This is a genomic window from Pseudopedobacter beijingensis (genome assembly GCF_042678145.1).
GTDB classification, from domain to species: domain Bacteria; phylum Bacteroidota; class Bacteroidia; order Sphingobacteriales; family Sphingobacteriaceae; genus Pseudopedobacter; species Pseudopedobacter beijingensis.
In genome coordinates, this window is sequence record NZ_JBHUDG010000015.1 from 263,330 (window position 1) to 280,936 (window position 17,607).

The following is a 17,607-nucleotide window of genomic DNA, read 5'->3' on the forward strand; positions in this document are numbered from 1 at the left end:
TGATTTATTCTTATAAACAGTTAAAATTTAATTATGCGTTTTTAGGTAAATAATTTTGTTTTCGCTATAGCTAATCTAAACAGAAAAAACCAAATATGCAATATTATGCGTTTTTAATTTTTAAAAAATTAAAAACACGCAACTAGTAGCATAAAAAAGCGCCAAACAACTAAGACAACACACATTTACATGCGTAATTATCTTTGTATGTTTTGGCGCTTACTGAACCAATTATTGCTTAATAACCTTGAAAGTGCTTGTTAATTGCCCGCTATCCAATACTTTCACAAGATAAATAGCTGGTTTCAAATCTTTTAAAGACACTTCTATTTTTGAATTTACCGATTTCCCACTTAAAATCACCTTTCCTGCAATATCCGTCACCTGATAATCTAAAGCTACCTGAGCAGCATTCGAAATAAACACAATGTCTTTGGTTGGGTTAGGCGATACCGTTATAGCACTTAAACCATTATTAATTGATTTTACAGCATGTATATTAACCGATCCATCTTTATCCAACTGCTTTAAACGATAGTAATTAATTCCACTCAACGGATTTTCATCTATATATTGATAATCCAGTACTGTATTGGAATTTCCGTTTTCTGCTTTTGAGTAAACAGTAGCAATAGTCTCAAAATTTTGACCATCTCCGGAACGCTGCACTTCAAATTTATCGTTATTACTTTCACTGTGAGTTTTCCAAATCAGCGTATTTCTACCGTTTTTAATGGAAGCGGTAAAATCGGAAAGGGAAACTGGAAGAGCACCCTCAGATGTATAAGCAGCTAAACCATTATTAGTATCTAAATGATAAAAAGTGTAAGTTCCATTTACATTTTTAACAAAAGCCACATCTGCATAAGCATTTAAATTTGCGGTATAAGCTGTTGGAGCTAAAACAGCACTCCCTACTTCAGTAACACTTGCTGTTGATGGCATCGCAAAACTAGTTATTTTATATAACTTAAAGTTTAAACCTAAAACAGCGTCATGCGCACCAGAAACTGCTAGATATTTATCTCCACCTTCTTCAAAATACTCTGCATTACTGTATTTTTGGTCTATTAATGAAGTTGCAATAGACTTAGTATCAGTAATCACTCCTGCCGCATTACTTGAAATCCTTCTGGCTTCAACATTTAATGTATTTATCCATAAATCTGAGGTTAAAGAATTGGTTACTGGAGAAATTGATGACCTGGCTTCAGTAGCAGTTCCAGAGCCTCCTATCCCAGTAATTTTATGATGTAATGCAAAATCCTTACCATTTACAGTATTACAAACATAAATTTCATTGTTACTTGAGCCGCTTAAATAAATAATGGTACCAGTCCCCGTTCCGCTTACTGCAAAAGAATCTCCCGTACGAGCATCTACATTAATAGAAGAAACAGTTGGAGCTGCATCTGTCTCTGATGCCCATCTATAAATATAAACAACACCAGCACCTGTAGTCATATTACAAGCATAAATAACACCATCTGAAGTAACCCTTATTTTTGTGTATTTATAGCTTTTACCCCAGCCCTCATGGTCTGCAGGTGTTAAAGTAGTCAAAGTAGCCGGACTACTTAACGTACCATCTGGCTTTAAAATACTTATCTTATTATTTCTTTCCGGCAAATAAAGTTTATGGGTAACTTTATTATAAGCAATAGTTGTTTCTGAACCAGCAATCCCAATCAAAGATCCGGTTGCTGCAGGCTTAATTTCCCAATCCTTAGTGAATGTCACCTGTCCTTTCGCATTATACCCAGTTAATGCTACCAGCACAAAAAGATAAAGTAATCGTTTTTTCATAATTTTTATTTTTGATATAGATTTATTAGTATTTGGTTTTAATTTAAAACACACTTAATTAGCAATAGTTTTTATCACCTTTCTGTTGGTCGCCCCTTTCACAATCACATAATAAATTCCTCCTCTGGACAATTTCCCCTTTAATTTCAATTCAGTAAGCTTATCTTCCCCCAAAGCATGCTTCTTACTATAAACACGCTTTCCATCAATAGTTAAAACCTGTATTTCAACAGAATTATCGTTAAATTCAGGCAAATAGACTGTAAAATCTCCCAAATGAGGATTAGGATACAGCACTGGTTTTTCAACCTGCTCAACATCATTATTAATATTAACCTCAATACGGTCTATATTTCTTATCCCAAAATCTATCAGCTGCTGTCTTAAACGATAAAAACTTCTTCCTTTTAAAGGCTGTTCATCCACAAAAGAATAGCTTTTACCTGTATCATCAGTTTTAATAAATTCTTTCAGTAAAGTATAATCCACACCATTTACGGTTCTTTCCAGTATAAATTTTTGATGGTATTTTTCATGAGTAGTTTTCCAACTTACCAGCACCTCATCTCCCTCTTGTTTGACCACCAAATCCCGAACTATCTCCGGTGCAATAAAATTAACCTCTACCCCTTCATAATCCCGTGTAGTCTGATCGGTAGCAGTACGCACCAACTTAAATCTATTTCTCCCCAATACCGGATCCGGATGTTCTACCTCATAATTATTGGAAGTATTGTTATTAGCCTGCTTATTAACGGTTTTAAAGAGAGAGAAAGCACCATCTCCTGCCGCATAGTACAAATCAAACTTACTTACGTCACCTTCTGACAAAGATTTCCACCTTACCAAAATCTTATCTGCACTTTGGGTAGCAACAAAATCTGACACTTTCTCTGGAATTGATGTTTTCTCTTGCGTAGGCACACTTTCATTATGGAACCTGTCCAACGCTGTAACCTTATAATAATAGGTAATTGTAGGGTCCGTTATATTGTCCTCGTAAGTTAAGACCGTAGACGGAAGAACCGTCAGGATATTTTTTGGATCTTCAATATCAATATTCCCCGCCTCTGCCCTATACAACACATAACTTCTTATCTTATCAAACTCTGTAGCATTAGTTAAAGCAGGTGCACCCCATGATACACTTATTTTATTGGCCGACACAGCAAAAACCTGCAAATTAACCGGTGCTTGCGGAGCAACATTATCTTTCCATGCCATTTTAGGCAGAAGTGCTGGCTTTTGATAAAACCGTACACGCATAGAATCGGCAAAATTCAACTTATTATTTAAAATATCTTTAGTACTAAACACCACCTGCCCCATAACATTGGCATTTTTACGGTTAAGCCGTATTTGATCTGGAATCTGTTTATTACTTAACCAGGGTTGTTGATTTAAACTAGCATCATTCACTTTATAACCGGCCAAACCTATATAAATATGCCTGTTAAAAGCATTATTGTTCCACCACGGAACCACAATACTATAATCCGCACCCGCCTGACCTATATGCCAATACACCTGAGGGATCAGATAATCTATCCACTCTTCCTGCAACCATTTTTTAGAGTCCGCAAAGTTGGCCGAATAATGTTGTAAACCAGTTGTATTTGAACCTATAGCAGGGTTAGTACTGTTTCGGTAAATACCGGAAGGAGATATCCCGAATTTAACATAAGGCTTTTTCTGATTGATGAGATCATGAATATCTTTAACCATTAAATTCACATTATCCCGTCTCCAATCATCTATATTTGTAAAACCTCTGGGATAAGCAGCAAATGTAGAGGCATCATTTACATTAGCATTCGGATAAAAATAATCATCAAAATGAATACCATCCACATCATATTTATCGAGAATTTCATTGACTACACCTTTCACATGATTTCTCACTTCCGATAGTCCTGGATTTAATATCCGTAAAAGCCCCGACTCCAGCAACCATTCTGGATGTTTCTTAGTAACATGATTAGCACTAAACCCCGGAATACTCTGAGAACTACTCGCAGCCCGATAAGGGTTTAGCCAGGCATGAAATTCAATATTTCTTTTCCGGCATTCATCTATCATAAATTGTAGCGGATCCCAGAAAGGCGATGGAGCCACCCCCTGAGTTCCGGTTAGAGCCGCAGACCAGGGTTCTATATCACTCTTATACATCGCATCTGACTCGCTCCTTACCTGACCATAAACTACATTAATGCCATTCTCTTTCAATCTGTCAATCAGAGAAATAAACGCATCTTTCTGCTGTTGAGGACTTTGCCCCTTAACAGGCCAGTCGATATTAAAAGCCGTCGTAATCCATGCCCCACGCAACTCCCTCTTCACCAATTTTTCCTGAGCAGACACAGTTAAAGCAAAAAATAAAGAAAATACTAGTAATAGTTTTGGCATACAATTGCAGTTTTATGCAATAATATTAGTGAATATATTTTAAAAACGCAATAAAAAGCAAAAATAAACTCACAAACACGATAATAAATGCATAAAAAACAGCATATTGGATACAATAGGCCCTCCAAGAGCATATTTAAAAAAAAGACTGCATAATCCCCTAAAGAATTACATATAGTACATCGTTTATATATATTGAGGGGATGTTATGAAAACATCAGGAAAGAAAACATAAAAAGGTATTACTTAAACACCTTAAAACTTCAGGTGTTTAACAGTCAATCCATTGGTCACTAACTGCAATAAAGAATCAATACCTATTTTAAGATGGGTTTCTACAAAATACTCTGCCTTACTGCTAGCATCAGATTCTGCAGTTTTCACCCCTTCGGGAGTCATGGGTTGGTCAGATATCAACAACAAAGCCCCGGTAGGTATTTTATTCATAAAACCAGCAGTAAATATGGTAGCCGTCTCCATATCTATAGCCATTGCCCGTAAGGTCTTCAGATATTTCTTAAAAGACTTATCATGCTCCCACACCCTTCTGTTGGTAGTATAAACAGTTCCGGTCCAATAATCACGGGAATGATCCCTTATTGTGGTAGAAATAGCTTTCTGTAAAGCAAAGGCTGGCAAGGCCGGAACTTCCGGAGGTAAATAGTCATTAGATGTACCTTCTCCCCTAATAGCAGCAATAGGTAAAATAAGATCGCCAATACTATTTTTCTTTTTTAAGCCTCCACATTTACCTAAAAAAAGAACCGCCTTTGGAGAAACAGCGGACAATAAATCCATAATGGTGGCCGCTAGCGGACTCCCCATTCCAAAATTGATAATGGTAATCCCGTTAGCAGAAACACTTTGCATAGGCTTCTCCAAACCATAAATAGGTGCATGGCCATTCCACTCAGAAAACAGTGTAAGATATCTCGAAAAGTTAGTCAGTAAAATATACTCTCCAAACTCTTCCAATGGTCTTCCCGTATACCGGGGCAACCAGTTATCAACAATCTCTTTTTTGGTTTTCAACCCTTTTTTCAAAGGTGTATCCACCTCATGAGCAGGTTTGTTAACATTTTCTTTCTTCACTCTTTTCTCTTCGTTCATAATCACAGAATAATGGGTATAAACAAAATCGCCCCAGATTTCCCGGGGCGATTATCTAAGCAACTTTTAATTTCTTAAGATCCGATTTCTCAAATTTTTCCTGAGCATAATTCAGATCAACAACCAGCTTCTTATTTTTTTGTTTTTGAGACGGAACCTCAAACATAGCGTCTATCATAATAGCCTCACAAATTGAACGCAAGCCCCTTGCGCCCAATTTAAATTCAAGAGCTTTATCTACAATAAACTCATACACCTCATTGGTAAATTCAAGCTCAATATCTTCAAACTCAAACAATTTTTGATATTGCTTTATCAATGCGTTTTTAGGCTCCGTAAGAATACTCAAAAGTGTCTCTCTATCTAATGGATTCAGATAGGTTAATACCGGTACACGACCAATCAACTCTGGTATTAAACCAAAAGATTTAAGATCTTGCGGAGTAATATACTTGTAAAGATTAGAAAGATCTATATCTTCCTGATCTTTAGCAAACTTATAACCCACAGTCTGGGTTCTTAACCTGTTAGCTATTTTTTTCTCGATACCATCAAACGCTCCACCACAAATAAACAGGATGTTATTGGTATTAACCGGTATCATTTTTTGATCAGGATGCTTACGACCTCCCTGCGGTGGTACATTTACAATAGTACCCTCAAGTATTTTCAACAAAGCCTGCTGTACACCTTCTCCTGAAACATCCCGTGTAATAGACGGATTGTCACTTTTTCGGGCAACCTTATCTACTTCGTCAATATAAACAATACCTCTTTCTGCTGCCGACACATCATAATCTGCAGCCTGCAACAAACGAGTCAAAATACTTTCCACGTCTTCACCAACATATCCTGCCTCTGTCAATACCGTTGCATCACAGATACAGAAAGGAACATTCAATACCTTAGCAATAGTTTTTGCCAGTAAAGTTTTTCCCGTACCTGTCTCCCCCACCATCATGATATTCGATTTTTCAATCTCCACCTCGTCAGCACCAATCTTCTGATTAAGTCTTTTGTAATGATTATAAACCGCTACCGACAGAACCTTTTTAGCACTATCCTGACCAATCACATATTGATCCAGGTGTTTTTTAATTTCTGATGGCTTTAGTAAAGTAAGGGTTGCCTGCGCAGATTTACTTTTACGCGAAGAAAACTCCTCTAAAAGTATATCATTGGCCTGAGTCACACATTTATCACAAATGTGAGCATCCAAACCGGCTATAAGCATTAAAGAATCTTGCTTATTGGCACCACAGAACGAACACCTTATTTCTTTATCTTTCTTATTCATTTGTTTTATTTGTGTTTACTCCCAATACTTCATCAATCATCCCAAATTGTTTTGCTTCATCCGCCTTCATCCAGTAATCTCTGTCCGAAGATTTTTCAACCCACTCATAAGATTGCCCAGAGTGTTTAGAAATAATATCATATAGCTCCTGCTTCAGCTTTAACATCTCTCTCAGGTTTATTTCCATATCCGCTGCCACGCCTTGTGCACCACCAGAAGGTTGGTGAATCATGATTCTGGCATGTGGCAAAGCAGCTCTTTTACCTTTAGCTCCTGCACACATCAATACCGCTCCCATAGAAGCCGCCATTCCGGTACAAATAGTTGCAACATCCGGCGAAATAAACTGCATGGTATCATAAATACCTAAACCAGCATAAACAGACCCACCCGGAGAATTGATATAAATCTGAATATCTCTTTTAGCATCTGTAGATTGTAAGAACAATAATTGCGCCTGAATAATGTTTGCGTTTTGATCATATACGGCATCACCTAAAAAAATGATACGGTCCATCATTAATCTGGAAAAAACATCCATCTGCGCCACATTCAACTGTCTCTCTTCTATAATGTAAGGAGTCATTGATTGAGGAACATGCAAACCCTGAACATTATTAATATATCTATCTACATGCATCCCACCAATTCTATGGTGTTTTACTGCATATTTTCTGAATTCATTCTTATCTATCTTCATAATTCATTAAAATAAGTCCGTTATATATTTATTCCATTAAAGATATTACAAGGTACACATTATAACGTTTTGTGCATTCTTTATTGTTCAATATTATGTAATATTTTTCAACTATTAAAGAGCTAATTTCATACAGGCAGCCAGCCACGCCCACTTTCTTTACTAAACAACTGACAACGAAATTAGTTCTTATTTAAAACAAAAAAAGCAGTCTGTAAAAGACTGCTTTTAATGCCTGTATAGCTAACAGATTATTTGCTTTCCAGTTCCTGGAATTTTGTATAATCTATACCTTTTTTATCTAAAGTGATTACCGTTTTCAAATAATCAAAAACTTTTTGTGCTCTAACCTCATCAAAAATACGGTTTGCATTTTCTTTATCTTGTAAGAACTGAACAGCGTACTGATTCAATTGTTCTTCAGTTAAAGCTTGCGGGCTGTACATTCTGAACTGAGCATCTAAACGTTGTTTAGCAAGATCCAATACATCTTCATATTTAATTTCGATGTTATTATCTTTCATAATCTTGTTTTCAACCAAAGTCCATTTCAAGTTTTTAGCAAAATCAGCATAACCTTTCTCTAGTTCGTCTTCAGTGATTTCTTTATTTACCACTTTCAACCATCTTTTCAAAAACTCGTCAGGTAAATCAAGCTTCGCTGTTTTCTCAGAACCATATTGATAAAGATCTGCAGCCAATTTACGCTCTGCATCCTGAGAAGTCATTGACTCAACCTCTTCTTTTATCTTTGTTCTAAATTCTTCTTCAGTTTTCACTGCGTCAGCACCAAACAATTTATCAAAGAACTCCTGGTTAAGGTCTGCTTCTTCTAATCTATTGATGTTTTTTACGGTTATTTTAAATTTAGCTTTTGGAAGCTCTGCATCATCCTCTAGTTTTAAAACTCTTTTTAATTGAGCCTGATCAGTTACAGACTTCACTAAATCAAAAGCCTCTACTACATCTTCTTTTTTCAAGCCAATTAATTTCTTCTGTGCTTTCTCATCAACTAATTCTAATCTCAAAGAAGTTGTAGCTTTAATTCCGTCTTCTTTTTCAGAACCATCAGCATTCAACTCAGCAATATCACCAAAAATAACATCTCCTGCTTCTACAACTTCAGGATTAGTCATTTTTCCGTAGCTTCTTCTGATATTTTTAATTCTAGACTCTAAAGTCTCATCATCTACCTTGATATCATAAGAAACCAATTTATCTTTTGAAGAGAACTCTACAGTTACCTCAGGTGCCAGACCCAACTCGTAATTAAAAACGAACTCATCGTTAAAATCCCAGTTAAATTCGGTATCATCTTCCTTTGGTAGAGGCTGTCCTAAGATTTGCAGGTCATTTTCCTGGATATAATTGTTAACAGACTCAGAAAGTAAATTATTAATTTCATCAACAAGAATACTTTTGCCGTACATTTTTTTAATGTGTGCAGCTGGAACCATTCCTGGACGGAAACCCGGTAATTTAGCTTTTTTAGCCTGGTCTTTTATTGCCTTCTCTACCTTATCCTGATAGTCTTCAGGAGAGATTTTCACTGTTACAATTGCGTTAAGATCGCCGATCTTTTCCTTTGTAATATTCATTATGATGACTTTAATAATAAACTATATAGTGCATAAAGCAAAAAACCCACTACCCTGTTTCGGGTAGTGGGTTTTACATTGGTGCGGAAGAAGGGACTCGAACCCCCACGCCGTGAGGCGCCAGATCCTAAGTCTGGTGCGGCTACCAATTACGCCACTTCCGCGTTTCCTCTAAACCAGTTTCTACCGATTTGGGATTGCAAAGATACAATCGTACTTTAATTTTTCAAACTATTTTTCACTTTTTTTCAAGCTTTTTATCACAACACCTTTATAAAAAAGCAAAAAGTCTAGTTATCAACAATTTAATTTTTACTTTATTTTGAAGACAATTCAAGGATACGGTCAAACTCATGCTTTTTCAAAGGCATTACAGAAAGACGTCCCTGTCTAACCAAAGCAATATCCTGTAAAAACTCATCATGTTTAATGGTCTCTAGAGTTACCGGAGTTTTTAAAGTCTCTACAGGCACCAAATCTACCACTACCCAATTGGTATCATCTGTAGTAGGATCCTGATAAAACTCCTTAACCACTTTAGCCACCCCCACCACACACTTACCTTCATTACTATGATAATACATCACCAGATCTCCTTCTTTCATCCCTTTCAGATTATTCCTGGCCTGATAATTACGTACCCCGTCCCAAAAAGTACGACCATCTTTATTAAATTGCTCCCAACTATACTTAAAAGGTTCTGATTTTACTAACCAATAATTCATTTTTTTCTTTGTTTATGACACGTTTAAGAGGGTTTTTCTTTTCATTTTTCTAAATGGCAACAAAAGTGGCGACAAAATAGATTTTTATGAAAAGATTAAAGCAGTCGCAATTGATACATATTTGGGAAGATTATGAATTTTATTTAAACATCCCACAAAACTTCAAAGGCTCCAACAAACCCTTTATCTTTTTCTATTTTTTCAACTCCAAAGCTAACAAATCAGAAAAAAAAATCCACTGTTACAATAATTATCTTTTATCTTCATCGAGTCTAAATGTATTTCAAAATAGGTTTAAACTATACAGCGCAGCTTCTGTCTTGTAATCTATCAGGTTCTTTCATCCTTTAAAACATCTCCATTCATCGTTCCTTATTCATCATTCATAGTTCATAACCCATCGTTCCTTGTTCATACCCCCTTACACTCCTCTCACATTTCTCCTTCAATCCACTTACACTAACCCGTACCATCTCCCTTGCAACACCTACAATTCTCTTACGTTTCGCTTACGGTTCTCCTACGTTTTTCTTACGTCTGGCTTACGTTTCTCTTACGCGGCTCTTACGTTACATAGGAGAAATGCAAGAAAAATGCAGGTAAAACGACAAATCAGCAGAGACCTTGGTAATAAGCAGTTCTGACAAACTGAACAACAAACGATACAGCTATGCAGAACAATAATTCTCCATAAATTCAGCAGCAACGACGCCTATTACCTTTAAAGCATCATAATACCCTCTATAGCTCCGGCTTTTTTATAGTAAGCCACAACTTCATCTGCATCTTTAACTTCTTTTAAGATAGTTACCGATACATATTTACCATTTTTAGATTCATTTATTTGCAGGTGATCTTCCGGAAAGATGATCTTTAAATCCTCAACCTTACCTTCTCCGTTCTTCACAATAAATTTAAAGTTGTATTTTCCCGGAAAAGCTTGCACCTGCTCAAGTTTTTCTTTGAAAGTAACATAGAAATCTGCGCCTTTTTCTAAACCATCGTTTATATTCTGAAAATTGACTATCTTATTTTGATCTTCCATAATTTTTTATTTTTAGAACCACAAAGAACACTAAATTATCCATGAATAAAATATTCTCTTTAAGTGCTTCGCAGTTCATCTGTTTTTAATTTAACAATCAAACTGTGTACCTGTTCTAAAAATTGCTAATTTGTCAGTCATTTTTATATTTAAAGCACTTTACAACTCATAAGTAGACATGACCGAAAAAGAAAAAATGCTTGCTGGCCTGCCTTACAATGCTTTGGACGATACTTTAACAAAAGAGAGAAGACAGGCAAAACGCCTGCTCAGACAGCTTAATATATCCGAATACCTGGTTACCAAAACTGCTAAAAGCATTATGCGGCAACTGGTACCAAATGCAGGTAACAAATTATATATTGAACCTCCGTTCCATTGCGATTATGGTTATAATATTTATTGCGGAGAAAATGTATATTTCAATGTTAATTGTGTGGTACTGGACGCGTGTAAAATAACTATTGGCAATAACGTAATGTTTGGCCCCCATGTACAAATATATACAGCTACCCACCCTCTGGATTTTAAAGAAAGACAGGAATACGAATTAGGAAAACCCATTAACATAGGCGATGATTGCTGGATTGGTGGCAATACCACAATTTGTCCGGGCATAACAATAGGTAACAGATGTGTTATTGGAGCCGGATCTGTAGTCACTAAAGACATTCCTGATGACTCTTTGGCAGTCGGTAATCCGGCTAAAGTGATTAAAAGTTTGAAGCCTTAAATAAAAACTGCCTTATTTAACGTATAGGTTATTCGTGGGACAACATCTATACCTGCTAATAATAGCATAAAAATTAAGGTTGTCTGTTAATATCAATTAAAAGTTGTTTAGACCGATCTATCTGATTGATAATATCCCTTCTGCCAGAATTTTCGTCAAGAACTTTCCGCAGATCAGAGATAGAGGCATTAGCAGAATTTAATGCTATATTTTTGTTATATACCCCATTTACTTTTTGACTTTTATACATCCCATATTCCTGATAAGCCAACCCTCTGTTTTGATAAAACTTCAGATCTCCGGGACTTAAGTCTATTCCAAAAGAAAAATCCCTGATGGCTCCCTGTAAAAGCGACTCCCTATCTGTGGATGCAACTTCTTTGATAAGTGCGCATAAGTTCATCTTCGCTTTTCCACGATAGTAATAGGCTATAGATTCATCTGGTTTAAACGCCAGCAATTTATCAAATGCTTTAATAGACCGTTTGTAGTCTGTAGCATGATAGGCAGAGTAGCCCATCAGATAAAGTGCATTCATATTCGATTTATCCGCAGCATAAGCTTTTTCAAAATAATTAGCTGCACTTTCAAAATCTCCTTTCATCATAGACCTTTGGCCCAACCTGTCGAAAGGTTCCTGCGATAACACGCAAACAGGCATTAATAAACTAAATAATACAACTAATCGTCTCATCTAATCATGAATATTTCAAAACACAATTTAGGAAAAGATCTAAATATGTGACAAATATTCAACGCTACAAAAATTCAATTATTTCATAATCTTCCAAATACTGACTAAATTACAGCCGTTTTAAATATTTCATCGCTTCTAAAGCATTAATCAACGCCATAATAATCTTATTTTAATAATGGCATAACAGTTGACTTCTCTAGCATGAGATAAAAAAAATCACAACTATACGTTTTAACTGCCAAATTGGCGTTACAAATCAATATATATGAGCAAATTCGATAAATTCGATTTCAACCAGGCATTACCACTGATTAATGAAGACACTGAGTTTTTTCCATTAATATCGCAAGAGGACGAGGAGGAAATGAATAATGAGAAGACTCCGGAAGTTTTATCTATATTACCTTTAAGAAATACGGTCTTATTCCCTGGAGTAGTTATTCCTATTACTGTAGGCAGAGATAAATCCATAAAACTGATTAAAGATGCCTATAAAGGCGACAAGATTATTGGAGTGGTGGCACAACGGGATGTTAACGTTGAAGATCCTGTTTTTGCCGATCTTAATCACGTAGGAACTGTAGCAGTCATTATCAAAATGCTACAAATGCCAGACGGAAATACCACCGTAATTATTCAGGGAAAAAACAGATTTGAATTACAGGAAGAACTACAAACAGAACCTTACTTTAAGGCTACTGTTAAAAAGTTTGAGGAAGTAAGACCTAAGGTAGATAAAGAATTTAAAGCCATGATTTCTTCTGTAAAAGAGATGGCTATGCAAATCATTCAGTTTTCTCCAAACATTCCTTCAGAAGCAGGTATTGCCATAAAAAACATAGAAAGCACTCCTTTTCTGATCAACTTTATTTCTTCGAATATGAATGCTTCCGTTGCAGACAAGCAAAGCATGCTGGAAGTGGCTAATCTAAGAAAAAGAGCGGAGTTGGTATTGGAGCACCTGACCCTGGAATTACAGATGCTGGAACTTAAAAACCAGATACAAAACAAAGTAAGAACAGATTTAGATAAGCAGCAAAGGGACTATTTCTTAAACCAGCAACTCAAAACGATACAGGAAGAACTGGGAGGAAACTCTCCGGATATGGAGATTGAAAACCTGCGTGACAGAGCGGCTAAGAAACTTTGGAGCAAAGACACGGGTTTACATTTCCAGAAAGAACTGGATAAACTGGCAAGAATGAACCCGGCAGCAGCAGATTATTCTGTTCAGATCAATTATCTGGAAGTATTGCTTGATTTGCCGTGGAACCTGACTACCAAAGATAACTTTGACCTTAAAAGGGCACAAAAAATATTAGACAGAGACCATTACGGACTCGAAAAGGTAAAAAAACGTATTATAGAGTATTTAGCTGTTCTAAAGCTAAAACATAATATGAAGGCACCTATTTTGTGTTTGGTTGGCCCTCCGGGAGTAGGAAAAACTTCGTTGGGAAAATCTATTGCTAAAGCCGTGGGAAGAAAATATGTCAGAATGGCGTTAGGCGGAGTTAGGGATGAGGCTGAGATAAGAGGACATAGAAAAACTTATATAGGGGCTATGCCGGGTAGAGTTATTCAGTCTATTAAAAAAGCAGGCAGCTCTAACCCTGTTTTTGTATTGGACGAAATAGATAAAGTAGGAAACGACCACCGAGGCGATCCGTCTTCTGCTTTATTGGAAGTTCTTGACCCTGAGCAAAATAATGCTTTTAATGACCATTTTGTTGAACTGGATTACGATTTATCTAATGTCATGTTTATTGCCACAGCCAATTCTTTAGGCAGTATACAACCGGCATTACTGGACAGAATGGAAATTATTGAGGTGAATGGCTATACTGTAGAAGAAAAAATAGAAATAGCTAAAAAGCATTTATTACCTAAGCAAAAAGAGCAACACGGACTGAAGGCTAAGGATATTACCTTAAAAAATCAGGTGATTGAAAAAATCATCGAAGATTATACCAGAGAATCCGGTGTACGTGGATTAGAGAAAAAAATAGGAGCTGTTGTAAGAGGTGCTGCTACCAAAATAGCCATGGAAGAAGAGTACAACACCAGTTTTGGATTACAAGAGGTAGAAGAGATATTAGGTGCCCCTATTTTTGACAAAGACCTTTACGAAGGTAATAATGTTGCAGGTGTAGTAACAGGATTGGCATGGACACAGGTTGGTGGAGATATTTTGTTTATTGAAGCAAGCTTAAGTCCCGGTAAAGGAAAAATGTCGCTTACTGGAAACCTGGGTGATGTTATGAAAGAGTCTGCTTCTATTGCAATGGCTTACCTGAAAGCTCATGCTGAACAGTTTGGGATAGATTACCGCATTTTTGATCAGTGGGATATCCATATCCACGTTCCGGCAGGTGCCACTCCTAAAGACGGACCTTCTGCGGGTATTACTATGCTAACGGCATTAACTTCTGCATTTACCCAAAGAATGGTAAAACCTCATTTAGCGATGACGGGTGAGATTACCTTGAGAGGAAAAGTATTACCTGTAGGTGGTATTCAGGAAAAAATATTAGCTGCAAAAAGAGCAAACATCAAAGATATTATCTTATGCAAGTCTAACAGAAAAGACATTCTAGAGATTAAGGAAGATTATATCAAAGATCTTAACTTCCACTATGTAACAGAAATGAGCGAAGTTATTAAGCTGGCTTTACTGGACAAGAAAGTAAAAAATGCTTTAGATACTGCTTACAAAAAAGCATCTAAAGAAGATTAATATCTTTCTTATCAGAAGATAGTTTTTAAAACATCTTATACACAGGGCTGTCTCCTATGTTTGTATCAAGCAAATGTAGGAGACAGTCCTATTATAGCCCCCAACTTTCTTTCATTACAAACCAAAATTGCGCATATCTACATATTGAACAGGTGTTTTTCCGGAAAAGAACCTGAATTCATTAATAAGGTGCGAATGATCGTAAAATCCAAAGCGGACAACAATTTCCCACCACTCTGTACAACCATTCTCCTCAATGTAGCGCTTGGCCTGGTTAAAACGAAGTAAACGTTGATACATTTTGGGTGTCATTCCAATTTCTGCTTTAAAAGAACGTTCTAATGTCTTAGGACTGGTATTTGTAGTTTTCTGAAGCATTTTAACATTTACCATTCCGGCTTTTATTTTCAGAACTGACAGGGACATTAATATACAGGGTTTATTTTGTTTCTTTTTATGGTTGGCTTTAACACATAGGAAATGATCAATAATGCCAACTGCCTGTTTTAGATTTTTTGCGGTAATAATCCTTTCATACAATTCATTAATCTCTTGCCCAAAAAGCATTTCTGCATCTATAATCTGATCTGTAAAATCATTCATATCGATACCGGTAAGTTGGAAAACACCTGTCGAAGTAAAATTTACGGCTATTACATTAAAGCTTAAGGAGCTGCTGGCTAAAACACTGGGCGAAGTTGCCTGACCTACAAAGTATACTTTATGTCGTAGGTTTATATCTTCTTTTTTGGTAAGAATAATATCATCCATAGGATCGATATTAAATATTAATCCCTGAAATATAGGTGAGTAATTAGGAAACACAAAGGGCTCGTAAAGTTTAGCTCTTTTTACTCTGTAATGCGTTACAATCCCTCTGAGACTGATATGTGGAGCTACTTCTGTATATTTCAAATATTCTAATCTCATCATTTAAAACACACTCAAAAACCTACCATACAACCATTTAGGTTAATATAGCAGTTTTTTTATAAAACTCCAAAAAGGATAATTATTGTTTATAGGTAATTTCGGCTGTAAAGGTACGGGTTGCCGTTCCTACTTTTACTGTTCCGGTTATTTTGGTTGGAAATTTCGGGTTTTTACTATCCTTAAATTCATAACTGTACGTAACTTCTACGTTTTCTCCTGTCAGGTTCCCTGTCACTTTACTGGGATTATTAGCCACAGCTATAATATCTTCGAAGTCTATATTATCTCCTAACGGAACTCCTACTAAATAACGGATCTTTTTCCATCCTAACACATTCATAAAAGGTGCATTTTTATCATCATAGGTAATTGATATCTGAGCGGCTGATGCACTTTTTCCTTCTTCAAACATATCCAGATTAGTCAGGTTTCCTTTGCTATCATAGTTAAACTCTAGTCGGCCGTCTAATTCATCTCCTGTGGCAATAGTCTTGGTTCCGGAATAGGTAAATATTATCTCTCCGGGATTATTTACTCCCTGCCTATAACTTGATACTTTTGTCAGTTGATTATCTCCATTATATCCGTATAACTCATAATCTTCTGGCCTGCTCTCACTGTACTCCTTCTTTATAAGATCTTGATTATATTCGTATACCCTTATTGCCCCGCCTGATTCCTGTATTTTATCAATTTTGGCAGAATTCCCCTGATAAGTTATCGTATAATTTTTAGTTTTTCCATCTACCGTCATCACAATAGTTTCAGGTAAAGTGCTGGTTTCGGGATTGGGTTGCTCTCCGCCACCGGGGTTGTTAGAATTGTCTGTTATGCCGCAATCAGTGCTATAACATATCTCCACAACAAATGCAGTCTCTGCCCCTTCTTTTCCAGTTATTTTTGTGGGGAACTTAGCATTGTTATTATCACCAAATTCATAGCTAAAATCCAGATCCAGCGCCATAGCACCTGTCACTTTTGTTTTTATTGGATTACTACGTCTACCCACCACATCCTCTACATCAACATTATCACCCAAAGGAATACCTCCTTTATAATGTATTTTAGACCAACCTGTAACATTTAAAAACGGGGTGTTTTTGTTATCATACGAAACCGCTACCTGAACTTCTTTACTGCTACCACTTACAACATTTCCCTTGCTGTCAAACTCTAAGATTGCAGCATCACCGGCTTCCCAATTGTTATTCTTATATTCCGATTCAATAAAAATCACTTTATTCTCAGCAGGATAACTATATTCAGTTTTTGCTGCTGCAACAGAAGATCTGTAGCGAATTTCTCTGATAAGTGCTCCTTTTTCATTATACTCAAATTTGGTATAATCATCACCGCTGCTACCATAATTAATCCGTTCAATCAAATCTCCTGAATACTGATAGGTTTCCTGTTCACCATTTGCTTTTTCTATTTTGGCTATTTTTTTAGTACCCGACTGATAGGTAATGGTATAAACTTCAGATTTACCATCTGCATTTATACTCATTTTTACAGGTAAAGTATTGGCTTCTGGCGCCGGAGGTACTTCTATGCCTGGTTCTTCGGGATCTGTAATAGGTTCCGGATGGTCAGATTTTTTCTTACATGAGGCAATTCCTATAGCCAGCATGAATAATAGTAAATATATCTTTTTCATGTTTTTTATTTTAGTTTTCAAATAGTCTTGTCTATAATACTTTCTGTTTTGGGTTAGATGTACAAGCCAAAATTAACGGGTATTTTTTGGGGTCTATAGGAAAAAAACGACATTATACAGCTCTTTCTATGAAGTTAACACCAGAGAAACAGCATTTTTTATG

At 36.3% G+C, this 17,607-nt stretch carries 13 protein-coding genes and 1 tRNA gene; 2 read left to right on the forward strand and 12 right to left on the reverse strand.

Going from position 1 to position 17,607, the window contains the following annotated elements; genetic code table 11:
• Window positions 1-231: 231 nt before the first annotated feature.
• From ACFSAH_RS10565 to ACFSAH_RS10605, 9 genes are all read right to left on the reverse strand, one after another.
• Complete coding sequence (locus ACFSAH_RS10565; protein WP_379662699.1) at window positions 232-1,806, reverse strand: T9SS type A sorting domain-containing protein; 1,575 nt, start codon at window positions 1,804-1,806, stop codon at window positions 232-234.
• A gap of 54 nt (window positions 1,807-1,860) precedes the next feature.
• A complete protein-coding gene (locus ACFSAH_RS10570; protein WP_379662700.1) occupies window positions 1,861-4,212 on the reverse strand; it encodes a family 10 glycosylhydrolase in 2,352 nt (783 codons plus the stop codon).
• A gap of 255 nt (window positions 4,213-4,467) precedes the next feature.
• The gene (locus tag ACFSAH_RS10575; RefSeq protein ID WP_379662701.1) at window positions 4,468-5,322 is read right to left on the reverse strand and encodes an AMP nucleosidase; all 855 of its coding nucleotides are present in this window, start codon (window positions 5,320-5,322) and stop codon (window positions 4,468-4,470) included.
• A gap of 55 nt (window positions 5,323-5,377) precedes the next feature.
• Window positions 5,378-6,619 (reverse strand): ATP-dependent Clp protease ATP-binding subunit ClpX, encoded by a 1,242-nt coding sequence (gene clpX / locus ACFSAH_RS10580; protein WP_379662702.1) that lies wholly within the window; start codon window positions 6,617-6,619, stop codon window positions 5,378-5,380.
• Window positions 6,612-7,319: an ATP-dependent Clp protease proteolytic subunit gene (locus tag ACFSAH_RS10585; protein WP_379662703.1), complete on the reverse strand. Its 708-nt coding sequence runs from the start codon at window positions 7,317-7,319 to the stop codon at window positions 6,612-6,614. Before ACFSAH_RS10585 ends, clpX begins: the two co-directional genes overlap by 8 nt.
• 251 nt (window positions 7,320-7,570) lie before the next feature.
• Window positions 7,571-8,917, reverse strand: coding sequence for a trigger factor (gene tig, locus ACFSAH_RS10590; protein WP_379662704.1), 1,347 nt, complete (start codon window positions 8,915-8,917; stop codon window positions 7,571-7,573).
• 79 nt (window positions 8,918-8,996) lie between these two features.
• Window positions 8,997-9,081 (reverse strand) — tRNA-Leu (locus tag ACFSAH_RS10595).
• Between the two features lie 153 nt (window positions 9,082-9,234).
• Complete coding sequence (locus tag ACFSAH_RS10600; protein ID WP_379662705.1) at window positions 9,235-9,642, reverse strand: EVE domain-containing protein; 408 nt, start codon at window positions 9,640-9,642, stop codon at window positions 9,235-9,237.
• Between the two features lie 721 nt (window positions 9,643-10,363).
• Window positions 10,364-10,687, reverse strand: a complete 324-nt coding sequence (locus ACFSAH_RS10605) for a DUF493 domain-containing protein (protein WP_379662706.1) — start codon at window positions 10,685-10,687, stop codon at window positions 10,364-10,366.
• Between the two features lie 178 nt (window positions 10,688-10,865).
• Here ACFSAH_RS10605 and ACFSAH_RS10610 point away from each other — a divergent pair, with 178 nt between their 5' ends.
• Window positions 10,866-11,420, forward strand: coding sequence for a sugar O-acetyltransferase (locus ACFSAH_RS10610; RefSeq protein ID WP_379662707.1), 555 nt, complete (start codon window positions 10,866-10,868; stop codon window positions 11,418-11,420).
• A 73-nt stretch (window positions 11,421-11,493) separates the two neighbouring features.
• On the opposite strand, the gene ACFSAH_RS10615 is transcribed toward ACFSAH_RS10610, so the two are convergent.
• Entirely contained in the window at window positions 11,494-12,114 is a 621-nt protein-coding gene (locus tag ACFSAH_RS10615; RefSeq protein WP_379662708.1) for a tetratricopeptide repeat protein, read from the reverse strand.
• Between the two features lie 268 nt (window positions 12,115-12,382).
• Here ACFSAH_RS10615 and lon point away from each other — a divergent pair, with 268 nt between their 5' ends.
• Window positions 12,383-14,854, forward strand: coding sequence for an endopeptidase La (lon, locus tag ACFSAH_RS10620; RefSeq protein WP_379662709.1), 2,472 nt, complete (start codon window positions 12,383-12,385; stop codon window positions 14,852-14,854).
• A 114-nt stretch (window positions 14,855-14,968) separates the two neighbouring features.
• Here lon and ACFSAH_RS10625 read toward each other — a convergent pair whose 3' ends face one another.
• Together ACFSAH_RS10625 and ACFSAH_RS10630 are read right to left on the reverse strand one after the other, a co-directional pair.
• A complete protein-coding gene (locus ACFSAH_RS10625) occupies window positions 14,969-15,787 on the reverse strand; it encodes a helix-turn-helix domain-containing protein (protein WP_379662710.1) in 819 nt (272 codons plus the stop codon).
• A 79-nt stretch (window positions 15,788-15,866) separates the two neighbouring features.
• On the reverse strand, window positions 15,867-17,444 hold the full coding sequence (locus tag ACFSAH_RS10630; protein ID WP_379662711.1) for a hypothetical protein: 1,578 nt from the start codon (window positions 17,442-17,444) through the stop codon (window positions 15,867-15,869).
• Window positions 17,445-17,607: the final 163 nt, after the last annotated feature.

Excerpts from the sequence above, each read along its gene's own strand:
- clpX (WP_379662702.1), bottom strand. The coding sequence starts at position 6,619 with ATGAATAAGAAAGATAAAGAAATAAGGTGTTCGTTCTGTGGTGCCAAT.
- ACFSAH_RS10600 (WP_379662705.1), bottom strand. The coding sequence starts at position 9,642 with ATGAATTATTGGTTAGTAAAATCAGAACCTTTTAAGTATAGTTGGGAG.
- ACFSAH_RS10605 (WP_379662706.1), bottom strand. The coding sequence starts at position 10,687 with ATGGAAGATCAAAATAAGATAGTCAATTTTCAGAATATAAACGATGGT.
- ACFSAH_RS10615 (WP_379662708.1), bottom strand. The coding sequence starts at position 12,114 with ATGAGACGATTAGTTGTATTATTTAGTTTATTAATGCCTGTTTGCGTG.
- tig (WP_379662704.1), bottom strand. The coding sequence starts at position 8,917 with ATGAATATTACAAAGGAAAAGATCGGCGATCTTAACGCAATTGTAACA.
- ACFSAH_RS10585 (WP_379662703.1), bottom strand. The coding sequence starts at position 7,319 with ATGAAGATAGATAAGAATGAATTCAGAAAATATGCAGTAAAACACCAT.
- lon (WP_379662709.1), top strand. The coding sequence starts at position 12,383 with ATGAGCAAATTCGATAAATTCGATTTCAACCAGGCATTACCACTGATT.
- ACFSAH_RS10575 (WP_379662701.1), bottom strand. The coding sequence starts at position 5,322 with ATGAACGAAGAGAAAAGAGTGAAGAAAGAAAATGTTAACAAACCTGCT.
- ACFSAH_RS10625 (WP_379662710.1), bottom strand. The coding sequence starts at position 15,787 with ATGATGAGATTAGAATATTTGAAATATACAGAAGTAGCTCCACATATC.
- ACFSAH_RS10570 (WP_379662700.1), bottom strand. The coding sequence starts at position 4,212 with ATGCCAAAACTATTACTAGTATTTTCTTTATTTTTTGCTTTAACTGTG.
- ACFSAH_RS10630 (WP_379662711.1), bottom strand. The coding sequence starts at position 17,444 with ATGAAAAAGATATATTTACTATTATTCATGCTGGCTATAGGAATTGCC.
- ACFSAH_RS10610 (WP_379662707.1), top strand. The coding sequence starts at position 10,866 with ATGACCGAAAAAGAAAAAATGCTTGCTGGCCTGCCTTACAATGCTTTG.
- ACFSAH_RS10565 (WP_379662699.1), bottom strand. The coding sequence starts at position 1,806 with ATGAAAAAACGATTACTTTATCTTTTTGTGCTGGTAGCATTAACTGGG.